This is a genomic window from Listeria cossartiae subsp. cossartiae, from assembly GCF_014224155.1.
GTDB lineage: Bacteria > Bacillota > Bacilli > Lactobacillales > Listeriaceae > Listeria > Listeria cossartiae.
In genome coordinates this window covers 34,068-46,764 of the sequence record NZ_JAASUI010000002.1, presented here as the reverse complement: position 1 = coordinate 46,764, position 12,697 = coordinate 34,068, and the positions used below count along the sequence as shown (strand labels likewise).

The 12,697-nt window shown below is 40.1% G+C and carries 8 protein-coding genes; all 8 read left to right on the top strand.

The window, feature by feature from the left end:
- Nucleotides 1–14: 14 nt before the first annotated feature.
- Nucleotides 15–1,229, top strand: coding sequence for an ROK family transcriptional regulator (locus tag HCJ30_RS07355; protein WP_185391637.1), 1,215 nt, complete (start codon nucleotides 15–17; stop codon nucleotides 1,227–1,229).
- Nucleotides 1,230–1,263: 34 nt separating this feature from the next.
- The gene (locus HCJ30_RS07350) at nucleotides 1,264–2,142 is read left to right on the top strand and encodes a carbohydrate ABC transporter permease (RefSeq protein ID WP_185391636.1); all 879 of its coding nucleotides are present in this window, start codon (nucleotides 1,264–1,266) and stop codon (nucleotides 2,140–2,142) included.
- The gene (locus tag HCJ30_RS07345; RefSeq protein WP_185391635.1) at nucleotides 2,142–2,990 is read left to right on the top strand and encodes a carbohydrate ABC transporter permease; all 849 of its coding nucleotides are present in this window, start codon (nucleotides 2,142–2,144) and stop codon (nucleotides 2,988–2,990) included. The genes HCJ30_RS07350 and HCJ30_RS07345 overlap by 1 nt, the downstream gene beginning before the upstream one ends.
- A gap of 27 nt (nucleotides 2,991–3,017) precedes the next feature.
- The gene (locus HCJ30_RS07340) at nucleotides 3,018–4,271 is read left to right on the top strand and encodes an ABC transporter substrate-binding protein (RefSeq protein ID WP_185391634.1); all 1,254 of its coding nucleotides are present in this window, start codon (nucleotides 3,018–3,020) and stop codon (nucleotides 4,269–4,271) included.
- Nucleotides 4,272–4,353: 82 nt separating this feature from the next.
- Nucleotides 4,354–7,656 carry a glycoside hydrolase family 31 protein gene (locus tag HCJ30_RS07335; RefSeq protein ID WP_260444422.1) on the top strand — a complete coding sequence of 1,101 codons (3,303 nt, stop codon included), beginning with the start codon at nucleotides 4,354–4,356 and terminating at the stop codon, nucleotides 7,654–7,656.
- Between the two features lie 2 nt (nucleotides 7,657–7,658).
- Complete coding sequence (locus HCJ30_RS07330; RefSeq protein WP_185391633.1) at nucleotides 7,659–9,950, top strand: glycoside hydrolase family 31 protein; 2,292 nt, start codon at nucleotides 7,659–7,661, stop codon at nucleotides 9,948–9,950.
- 3 nt (nucleotides 9,951–9,953) lie between these two features.
- Nucleotides 9,954–11,615 (top strand): glycoside hydrolase family 13 protein, encoded by a 1,662-nt coding sequence (locus HCJ30_RS07325; RefSeq protein WP_185391632.1) that lies wholly within the window; start codon nucleotides 9,954–9,956, stop codon nucleotides 11,613–11,615.
- Between the two features lie 97 nt (nucleotides 11,616–11,712).
- Complete coding sequence (locus tag HCJ30_RS07320) at nucleotides 11,713–12,486, top strand: TatD family hydrolase (RefSeq protein ID WP_185391631.1); 774 nt, start codon at nucleotides 11,713–11,715, stop codon at nucleotides 12,484–12,486.
- The last annotated feature ends 211 nt before the right edge of the window (nucleotides 12,487–12,697 follow it).

Here is a 12,697-nt window from a genome sequence, read left to right as displayed (position 1 = left end):
GAAGGAGCCTAAAAATGGATATCTTAAGAAAAGGGAATAAAGACTTAATTAAAGACATAAACCGCTACACCGTGCTGAATTTAATCCGTGAAAAAGGAGAAATCACACGCACAGAGATTGCAAAAAAATGCGATTTTGGGATGTCTACATTGACGTATATTTTAGATGATTTACAGCAAGAAGGCATCATTTTAGAAGGGGCCGAAACATCATCTACTGGAGGCAGACGTGCCAAATTAGTAAGATTTAATAAAGATTATGGATTTGTTGTTAGTGTCAAAGTAGAAGAGGAACAACTTCTTTTTGCGTTAACTGACTTAAATGCAAAAATCATTGAAAATACTTCCATACCATTTTCCTCCGAGAAAAAGCCGGAAGAAGCAATCGATTTAATTGCTAAAAATGTGAAAAAAATGTGTGAAAACAGAGATATGAACCATTTGCTAGGTGTCGGAATTGCGATTTCAGGGCTAGTAAATCGTAAAAAAGGAACCGTTATCCGCTCTACAATGCTAGGTTGGGAAAATGTTGCTTTAGAAGCAATGCTGAATGCTCATTTCCCTGATATTCCAGTGTATGTAGATAAAAATATAAACTGCTACACACTCGCAGAACTTTGGTTAGGTGAAGGAAAACAATCCAATAATTTTGCGACAGTTTCAGTTGGAGCTGGTCTTGGTTTATCCGTTGTTATTAATCGCCAAATTTACTACGGTGCGCAAGGTGGAGCCGGCGAATTTGGACATACAACGATTCAACCAGGCGGATACAAATGCCACTGCGGCCAAAAAGGTTGCTTAGAAATGTACGCATCTGAGTTTTACTTCCGAAATCGCGGCGAAGAAATAAAAGCTGCTTACCCCACATCCGATTTAAATGATTTTCATTTTGACAATGTGGCAAAAAGTGCGCGTGCCGGAGACGAAATGGCGACTGAACTTATGGATAAAATGGGCGAATATTTAGGATACGGGATTCGAAATATCATTAACACCTTCAACCCCGAAAAAGTAATCATTGTCGGCGAAGGTTTGCACCATAGAGATTTATTCTTAACTAAAATTGATGAAATTGCTTCACAAAACTTTTTTTCAGGGGCTGGCTTCGAAACAGAAATTACAACAACATCATTAGAGGATCCTGCATGGTTACAAGGTGCGGCTTTACTAGTCATTCACCAATTATTCCAGGTGCCAATCTATGAAGAAGAACAAACTTTACTGCGTTAAAAGTACATAAATTATTTCAGGAGGTTATTTTCACATGGTTGGTATGACTAGAAAGAAAACACTATTTTGGCTATGCATTTTCTTGCTTCCCAATTTACTAGGTTTTCTCATTTTTATTGCAATCCCAATCCTTGGATCGCTCGGTATCAGTTTTACCGACTGGGATTTAGTGAGTACGATTCACTTTACTGGATTTGAAAATTACAAAAGGCTATTTAATGACCCAGAATTTTGGAAGTCATTTAGAAATACAATCACGTTTATCATCGGTTACTTGCCAAGCGTAATGATTCTTGGCCTTGCATGCGCCTTGATGTTGAATCAAAAAATTAAACTAAGACCATTTTTCCGAGCAGTGTACTTCTTACCCGTGATCACTTCATGGGTAGCAGTTTCACTCGTTTGGAAATGGCTCTTCAATCCTTCATATGGTCTCATCAATTACTTCTTATCTTTAGTTGGAATTGCTGGACCGAACTGGTTAACAGATCCACAAACAGCGATGATTGCAGTTATTATTACTAGTGCGTGGAAAGATATTGGTTTCGTTATGGTACTATTCCTTGGTGGATTGCAAAATATTTCACCATCCTACTACGAAGCTGCCAATATGGACGGAGCATCGAAACTTCGTCAGTTATTTTCCATCACTATTCCTTTGCTTACACCGACTACATTCTTTGTGACGATAATTTCGCTTATCAACTCATTCCAGGTGTTTGACCAAGTGATGATTATGACAGAAGGTGGTCCAAGTGGGTCGACGATGACCTTAGTCCAAAATATTTACAACCATGCATTTAGATACTTCGAAATGGGCTATGCTTCCGCGATGAGTTGGGTATTGTTTATTGTTATTTTCATCATTACAATTATTCAAAATAAACTTCAAAAAAGGTGGTCCAATTACTAATGAAAACAGAAAAAAGTGGTTCACCAAAATGGCAACTAATTAAAAATATTTTAACCTATACGATTATCTCACTGGGTGGAATTATCATGATTATGCCGTTTGTTTGGATGTTATCAACCGCATTCAAAACGGGCGCAGCGAACATGGTTTTGCCGCCACAGTTTATACCTAAAGAACCGACAACGGCAAACTTCACTCAAGTATTTGAAATGTTCCCAATGTTCCGATTTCTAATCAACTCAGTCGTTGTTGCAATCGTAACGACACTCGGTCAAATGCTGTTTTGTTCAATGGCGGCATATGCGTTTGCAAGAATCCCTTTCTGGGGTCGCGATAAATTGTTTTTACTTTACTTGGCAACAATGATGGTGCCAGCTCAGGTTACAATGATCCCACAATTTATCCTGATGAAACAATTTGGCTGGTTAGATTCTTATGCAGGGCTGATTGTACCCGCGCTATTCAGCGTTTTCGGCACATTCTTATTACGCCAAGCATTTATGGGAATTCCAAAAGAACTAGAAGAAGCTGCGTTTATGGACGGAGCAAACCATTTCACTATTTTCCGAAAAGTTATTTTACCGCTTGCGAAACCTACTTTTGCGACACTTGGGATTTTAACTTTTATGCAATCTTGGAACAGTTATTTATGGCCATTAATCGTGACAAGTTCACAAGAAATGGCAACATTACCACTAGGTTTATCGCTTTTACAAGGTAGATATGGAACGAATTACGGTTTGATGATGGCGGGAGTACTCATTAGTGTTATCCCGATTCTAGCAGTGTACCTTTTTGCTCAAAAATATTTCATCCAAGGAATGGCAATGAGCGGAATGAAAGAATAAAAAACCAACAAAAAAGGAGCGTTACAAATGAAAAAAGGTTTATTATTGTTAATGGTAATTGTACTGTCTGTATTTGGTCTTTCGGCTTGCGGTGGTAGTAGCAGTAGCGATAAAACGGAAATCACGTATTATCAATTCTCTGCCCCAGCTGATGGAAAAGCACTTGATAAAATGGTAAAAGAATTCGAAAAGCAAAATCCTGATATTAAAGTAAACGTTCAAACAATCGCATTCAATGATTACTTCACAAAATTACAAACACAAATCGCGGGCGGAGATGCCCCTGATGCTTTTGAACTTAACTACGAAACATTCATGCAATATGCAGAAAAAGGTGTACTTGCAGATTTAACAAGTTATATCGAAAAAGACAAAGATTTTGACCCATCGACACTTAATAAACAAGCGTATGATGCTTTCAAATATGATGGCAAACAATACGGAATGGTAGAAAGTTTCTCCAATGTTGTAACAATTTATAATAAAGATCTTTTTGACAAAGCAGGGGTTGACTACCCTACAGCTGACTGGACTTGGAAAGATGAAGAGGCCGCAGCGAAAAAATTAACAGACGCTAAAAATAAAGTGTGGGGTACTTCCCAACCGGTAACAATGAACGAATTTTACAAAGTAGCCGCACAAAATGGTGGCTCAATTTTCAACAAAGATTTAACGGCAACAACAATCAACAGCCCTGAAAACGTAGCAGCATTAACGCACTTAACAAATGAAGTGACTGACTCCAAAGTAGCGCCTTCACCGGCTGACCTATCTGGACAATTACCAGAAGATCTATTCATGAATGGTCAAATCGCAATGCTCCATACAGGTATTTGGATGTTCGATATGTTCCAAGCTGCGCCATTTAAATGGGATGTACAAGTAGAAGCAGGCAATACACAAAAAGCAACCCACTTCTTCGCAAATGGAATTGGTGTTTCAAAAGACTCCGACAAAAAAGAAGCAGCATTCAAATTCGCTTCCTTCATGAGCGCGAACGAAGAAGCAGCTAAAATCAGAATCGATAACAACTGGGAACTTCCAGCGACAGAAAACAAAGAAATTCTACAACCATATTTAGATGCAACTCCTCCAGATAATAGAGAAGCGGTATTTGAATCCTTACAATATATGGTTCTACCTCCAGTTGTAAAGGATTGGAACAAAATCAGTGATTACACAAACTCTGAATTTGAAAAAGTATTAAACGGTCAATCAACACCAGAAAAAGCATTGAAAAACAGTGAAGACAACATCAACAAAACAATGGGATTTAAATAAGTAAAACGAGTGGCAGGGACGTTTGTAAGTTTCTTTACAAATTAGACTGCCACTTTAGTATATCCAAGAAAGGAAATAGAACATGTCTAAATTCACAAAATTAATGCAAGGTTATTTGCATTTAATAGAGGGAAAAAACGAAAAGATCAAACCGATTTTGGCGGAAACAAAGCCCGATTTGCAGGCAGATTCTGTCCTTGAAACCGCTTCATGGCTATGGCTCAGCAGTAAAATCAATCATTATGATAGAGCGGAAGTAGAGCCAGTTATTGCTTTCTTAGTTAAAAATTGGAACCGTCCGGAAAAATCTGTTTGGGGTGCCGCGGAGAACGATATTTATTTAGCGACAATTTCAAGTGTGTATTCGGCTTTGCTAGATGTGAAAAACACGTTCCCAAAACCAGAATTACAACAAACAATTACAACGATTCGCGACTATTGCTTTGATAATTTACTTAAAGGAGATAGCGTTCTTACTGGCTTTAACACCCGAAAAGTATCGACTGACCAACTATTAGCCGTACTTCCGTTTGGACTTTTTTCGCCCGAAGATCTTGTTATGGTGGCAGCTGTTGGCAAAATGGAACAACAATTAGTGCAAGATGATGGCGTATTGCCTTATTCTGGCGCACCAAAAGTTAGCTCATTTGCGACGGCGTTACTGTCACTTTACTTCTTAGAAAAAAGTGACCAAGATAAAGCGCTATATTATTTGAATATGGCAATGAAAATGGAAGATAGCGACGAACTTGGCGAAGTTTTCATCGCAATTAACCAAGCTTTCCGGGCAATGGAAAGTGAAGTGACTGCGCATATTTTGCATGATCCATTTGGTCATGAAAATCGTTATGAGCAGCAACTAACTGAACGTACGCCGCATTATCCGGAAACGGAAATGCACTTTTCGGCTGCCTGCGAGGTTATTTCTGACGTCGAGGCAATGCAAGTGGAACTAGTTTTAAAAGAGAAAGACTGGACGATTTTATGTGAGAAAAAGGAAAAAAATGATGTGCAAATTTGGGAAGCGCTCGTGCCGCCGCTGGAAGAAGTTGGCGAGTATACGTACTATTTCCGAGCAACATTGAAAGATCAAACTACATTGACATCAGAGAATTATGTTGTCGAACCAATCTGGAAACATTGGTCAGAAGAAGCAGCAATCTGCGAGACGGAGCAAGGCTTGATGGTTTTATTCAAAGAAAATCCAGCGAGCGTCATGCCGGTCGAATTCACCGTGAAATCCGATGAACTTGTAGTCGGGCTGAAACCGTCTTTTAACGCAAGCGATGTAAAAACAAAAGCATTTGGTCAGCTGAAAAAAGACGATTTAGAGGTTGTTATTTCCAACAACCCGGTACGCCTGGAAGTGCATTTTAAAAACAAACTAATTTTAGAATCTCATAAAATTTATCCGGCGCTACAATGGTATACCGATAAAACGGGCACAATCAATAAAGTGAAACTGCATTTGGATGCGCCGAAAGAAGAAGAGTATTATGGCTTTGGCGAACGATATAATGCGTTAGGTCAGCGCGGGAATGTGCTTGATTGCTTTGTTTATAATCAGTACCGCGACCAAGGAACGAGAACGTATATCCCGATGCCGTTTTACCATACGAACCGTGATTACAGTGTGTTTGTTGATACTGCGCGCTATACAAGTTTCGATTTGGGAAGCCAACTTGCGGATAAACATACCATTACAGTCGAAATAAATGGCTGCGATACAGATATCTGTCTTTTAATGGGAGATATTCGTAGTGCGGTTGCTAGCTATATGAAAAAAACTGGGAAACCGGCGATGGTACCAGTTTGGGCGCTTGGACCGTGGATGTCTAGTAACAACTGGGACCGTGAATCTGTCGTTCGAAATGAAGTAGAAACGACGCAAGAACTGCAAATCCCGTCGACCGTTGTCGTGCTTGAACAATGGAGCGATGAAGCGACCTATTACATGTTCAATGACGCCGAATATGACGAAAAAGCACCATCCGAAGCGTATTCCTACGATGAAATTAGGTTCCCTTCATGGGGCAGATGGCCAGATCCAAAAGGAATGGTTGACTACATCCATGACAATAAAATGAAATTAATTCTTTGGCAAATTCCAATTCAAAAATACTTAAATCGCCAACAACATCCACTAAAAGACCGTGAAGAAGCCTATATGATTGAAAAAGGCTACGTAGTGAAAAATCCAGATGGCTCGCCGTACCGCATTCCAGAAAACTGGTTTACAGAAAGCTTGATTATGGATTTCTCCAACGAAGAAGGCAAAAAATGGTGGTTTGATAAACGACAATACTTAATTGACATTGGCGTCGATGGCTTTAAAACAGATGGCGGCGAATTCGTCTTTGGCGAAGGTTTGCAGTTTGCTGATGGTAGACGTGGTGATGAAATGCGTAATCTTTATCCGAATGATTACGTGGAAGCTTACTACCAATTTGCGCAACAAAATGATGGGATGACGTTTAGTCGTGCTGGCTATACTGGCGCGCAAAACTTCCCGGCACACTGGGCTGGTGACGAACGTTCCACTTTTGATGCGTTTAGAAGATCGCTTATTGCGGGACTTTCAGCTGGATTTTCCGGAATTCCATTTTGGAGCTTTGATTTTGCGGGCTTTAATGGTGATATCCCAACTGCCGAGCTATTTATTCGTTCTGCTGAAATGGCTACTTTCTGCCCGATTATGCAGTATCATGCCGAAAGTAAAGCGGAATTCAATCAAGATCGGACGCCGTGGAACATTGCTTCGCGGACTGGTGACGATTCAGTTATCCCGATTTACCGCCATTTCGCGAATGTAAGAATGAATATTTTACCTTATATTTATAATGAATCGCTAAAATCTGTTGAAACTGGCATGCCGATGATGCGTGCGCTTCTGCTTGATTATAAAGAAGATCCGCGTGTTTCGGATATGTATGATCAATATTTATTCGGGGAAGCAATGCTTATCGCGCCAGTAATCGAAGACGGCGTGCGCTCCAGAGAAGTTTATTTACCAGAAGGAACTTGGTATGATTTCTGGAACGGAACAAAAGTGAGCGGACCAACTTTACGTAAATGTAAAGCCGATAAAGAAGAAATCCCAGTTTTCATCCGTGGCGGAAAAGTAGTGCTATGTAATGTGGATGCTACGTTGAAACTAGGTTCATGGGTTGGAAACACCGTGGAAGAATACGATACACCGTTACTTAAAGTTTATTTGGACGGAGATTTCACAGAAGAAATTACCGACCATTTATCAGAAAACTGGCTTGTCAAAGTGACGGAAAATGCGGACGAAGTGGTTGTTTCTGTCCAAACGAATACGCCGGCATATGAAGTTGAAGTAATCGGCACGAACAAAAAAGTACAAATAAAGAAAGGAAGATAACGATGGATGCTTCCACAAGCTTTGCGATTTTACCATCCAATGTAAAACAAAAAACAGCTTTCCCGAGAAAAATAAATCAAGTGAAAACGGCTAGTTGGGCGAATAATTGCCTGACTGGCACGCTTGATATCGGTCAGTTCAGCTGCTATTTTGTAAATGAAAAAATTGCCCGCGTGACGGTGAATCCTTTTGGAGAAGTGGATTTAACGCCTTCGATTGCAGCGATTCATGATACCGAAAAACAAGCTGCCGAATTTACGGAAACAAATGACCACTATGAGCTTCACTTTGCGGATAAAAAGATTATTGTTTATAAAAATCCGTTCCAAATTAGTATGAAGCAAGCGGGGAAAATCATTTTCCAAACAGAAGGCTTGGCAATTAATCGCAACAAAGAGCACCAAATCTCGATTCAAAGCGAACCTGGCACAGCGATTTTTGGCTTAGGCGAAAAAACGGGTGCTCTAAACAAAGCGGGCTCGATTATTAGTATGTGGAACACGGATGTATACAGTCCACATAATAAAGATACAGTCGAATTATATCAGTCAATTCCGTTCATGATTGCGGATACTACCGAAACGACATATGGCTTGTTTTATGATAATTCGCATCGTACCGAATTTGATTTTCAAAGTTTTGAAGAAATGTATACCGTTTTGGCAGAGGGTGGGCAAGCAAATCTTTATGTTATTTTTGGTGAAGATGTGAAAGAAGTGGTCGCGAATTATACCGATTTAACTGGAAAAACGCCGCTTCCGCCAAAATGGTCACTGGGTTACCATCAATCGCGCTATAGCTATACCTCAGAAGAAGAAGTGGAGCGAATTGCGAATACGTTTAAAGAAAAGGGAATTCCGCTCGACTGCGTATTTATGGATATTCATTATATGGATGATTTCCGCGTGTTCACTTTTAATCCAGATACGTTTCCGAATGGTCCAGAGTTGATTGCGCGCCTTCGTGAACAAAATATTGATGTTGTGCCGATTGTCGATCCGGGAATTAAAAAAGATGTCGATTATTCCGTTTACCAAGAGGGCATCAAAAACAATTATTTCTGCACTAAACTAGAAGGGTCGATTTATTATGGTGATGTTTGGCCGGGTGTCAGTGCTTTTCCTGATTTCCTAAGTACGACCGTTCAGCATTGGTGGGGCAGTTTGCACAAGTTTTACACAGATTTAGGTATACGAGGGATTTGGAATGATATGAATGAGCCGTCTGTATTTAATGAAAGTAAAACGATGGATTTAGATGTTGTGCATAATCTAGACGGGAAAAATGTGACCCATAAAGAAGCACATAATTTATACGGATTATATATGAGTAAAGCTACTTTCGAAGGTTTAAAACGACTTGTGCCAAATGAACGTCCATTTTCGCTTACTCGTGCTGGTTATGCGGGTGTTCAGCGTTATTCGGCGGTTTGGACAGGAGATAATCGTAGTCACTGGGAGCATTTGGAAATGTCACTGCCGATGATTATGAATTTGGGATTATCTGGCGTTGCGTTCACTGGCGCAGATGTTGGCGGATTTTCTTCGGATTGTACGAAAGAAATGCTGATTCGCTGGACGCAAGTGGGAGCCTTTTTACCGTATTTCAGAAATCATTGTGTGCAAGACAGCATTTACCAAGAACCGTGGGCATTCGGTGCAGATGCGGAGAAAATCGTGAAGCAATATATCGAATTGCGCTACGCCTTTTTACCGTATATTTATACAGAATTCCAAAAAACGGCAGAGAGTGGTTTGCCGCTAGTTCGACCGCTTTACATGGAGTTTAAAGATGAACGCGATTTAATTCAAGTGAATGATCAGTTTATGCTCGGCGAAAACATTCTCGTTGCGCCAATCGTTCGCGAAGGCCAAGTGAAACGTTTAGTTCGTTTGCCAAAAGGAACGTGGTTTAACTATTGGACGAAAGAGCAATTAGCGGGCGGCGACTATATTATCGCAGACGCGCCGATTGATACCATGCCAATTTACATTAAAGCGGGAACAATTCTGCCAGTTGGTAGTAGCGTTCAAAATACAAAAGAGACGCAAGATTTGGCGTTAGAAGTATACTTAGATGGCGACGTAGCAACCGGTTACGTGTATAATGATGATGGAAAAAGCTACCAATACGAAAGCGGTGCAGTGTCCAAAACAACACTTACAGCGACTTTCAAAAATGGTGAAGCACAAATAAAAGCAAACCATCAAGGTGAAGAAAACTTACAACTAAAAGTAGCGACTATACAAGTTTTTGGTAAGAAAACAGACAAAATTACAAGGGCGGGAATTTAATCAATGAAAGAAAAAGACTGGTGGAAAAAAAGCGTAGTTTACCAAATTTATCCCAAAAGTTTCAATGACTCAAATGGCGATGGAGTTGGCGATATTCAAGGTATTATCGAGAAATTAGATTATTTAAAAGAGCTTGGTGTGGACGTTATTTGGCTGTCTCCGGTGTATGATTCGCCGCAAGATGACAATGGTTACGACATTCGCGACTACCAAAAAATTTACGAAGAATATGGCGACATGGCAGCTTTTGACAAATTATTGCAAGGTTTGCACGACCGCGATATGAAACTTGTAATGGATCTAGTTGTTAATCACACATCCGATGAACACAAGTGGTTTGAAGAATCCCGAAAATCCAAAGACAACCAATACCGCGATTACTATTTCTGGCGCGAAGAAAACGAAATTAACAACTGGGGCTCCATTTTCAGCGGTCCAGCATGGGAATTAGACGAGAAAACTGGCGAGTACTATTTACACCTTTTCTCCAAAAAACAACCCGATTTAAACTGGGAAAATCCAAAATTACGCCAAGATGTATATAATATGATGAAATTCTGGCTAGATAAAGGTATCGATGGCTTCCGTATGGACGTAATCAACTTTATCTCCAAAAACACCGATTTCCCAGACGGCCCAGTGCCAGACGGTCAAATTTACGGTGATGCGGGCAATGATTTCTGCAACGGACCGCGGATTCACGAGTTCTTGCAAGAAATGAACCAAGAAGTCACTTCCAAATATGATGTGATGACCGTTGGCGAAATGCCTGGCGCGAGCACAACAGACGCACAAATTTATACAGATCCAGCAAACAAAGAAGTCGATATGATTTTCACATTTGAGCATATGAATTTAGATTCCGACGGCGACAACAAATGGGATTTAAAACCAATTTACTTACCAGATTTGAAAGAAAATATGTCCGAATGGCAAGTCGCGCTGCAAGAAAATGGCTGGAACAGTTTATATTGGAATAATCATGACCAACCGCGCATCGTTTCTCGTTTCGGGAATGACAACCGTTTCCGCGTACGTTCTGCGAAAATGCTTGCAACCTGCCTGCATATGATGAAAGGGACGCCGTATATTTATCAAGGCGAAGAAATCGGCATGACAAATGTTCATTTTGAAACGCTGGATGACTATCGCGATATCGAAACGCTTAACATGTACAAAGAACGCAAAGAGCAAGGTCATAGCCACGAAAGCATCATGCAGTCGATTTATACAAAAGGTCGTGACAATGCGAGAACGCCGTACCAATGGGATAATAGCGAGAATGCTGGTTTCACAACCGGAACACCTTGGCTTAAAGTCAATCCGCGTTATACAGAAATCAACAACGAAGAGGCGCTGAAAAACCCAGATTCGATTTTCTACTACTATCAAAACCTAATTAAATTGCGTAAAACAACTGAAATTATCACAACGGGCAACTATCGCCTATTGTTGCCGAATGACGAAGCAGTTTTCGCATATGAACGCTACACAAATAATGAAAAATTAATCGTTCTATGTAATTTCACTGAGAATGAACAAGTAATTACAGACGAGTCCATTTTAAAAGACATCAAAAAAGCTTCCGTACTTGTAAACAATGTTCCCCATATTATAGAAGGAACTTTACGACCTTACGAAGCAATTGTCTATCAAGTGAAGTAAAACTCGGGGAAAGCCACCGCACTTTAGGTGGCTTTTTTTGTTTGCGTCAAAAATTATAGTATAATAGAAGGAAATGATTTTATTAGGAGGAATTCCCTTGCTATTTGACACGCATGTACACCTCAATGACGAGGCTTTTGACGATGATATAGAAGAAGTAATAAAACGCGCGCAAGAAAATGATGTAACGCGTATGGCCGTTGTAGGCTTTAATAAAGAAACAATCGACCGAGCGCTGATATTAGCTGATAAATACGACTTTATCTCACTAATCGTCGGCTGGCACCCTACAGACGCTATTACTTTCACAGACGAAGATTTGGAATGGCTACGAGACCTCGCACTTACACATCCAAAAGTAGTAGCTTTAGGCGAAATGGGCTTGGATTATCACTGGGACACTTCACCAAAAGAAACCCAATTCGAGGTTTTCAGAAAACAAATCCGTTTAGCGAAAGAAGTGAATTTACCGATAGTCATTCATAATCGCGAAGCAACGGAAGATGTTGTGCGGATTTTACAAGAAGAACATGCCGAAGAAGTAGGCGGAATTATGCACTGTTTTGGTGAAAGTGTCGAAGTAATGGAAGCATGCTTGGCGATGAATTTTTATATTTCATTCGGCGGAACAGTCACTTTTAAAAATGCCAAATTACCAAAAATTGCAGCCCAAGCTATACCAATTGACCGATTATTAATTGAAACTGACGCTCCGTATCTTGCTCCAACGCCAAATCGTGGAAAAAGAAATGAACCTGCATACGTCAAGCTAGTTGCCGAAAAAATCGCTGAACTGAAAGAAATGAAATATAGCGAAATCGCTACGCACTCAACAGAAAACGCGAAACGCCTATTTAAAATAAAAGATTGATTGTAACATAATTGTAATATAAGGCCCAGTCTGTAACCCAATCTTAAGCTTCGCGGAGATAAAAATGACGACTGGGACAAAAACCCTTATTTTATGCCTACGACCAGAGACGTAGAAAAATGACACATTCCTGTTACATTTGACACTTTAAAAGAATAATATTTTTCAAAATGGCTTTGTATCAACGTTCACTCGTAAAGTTTGCGAAGGT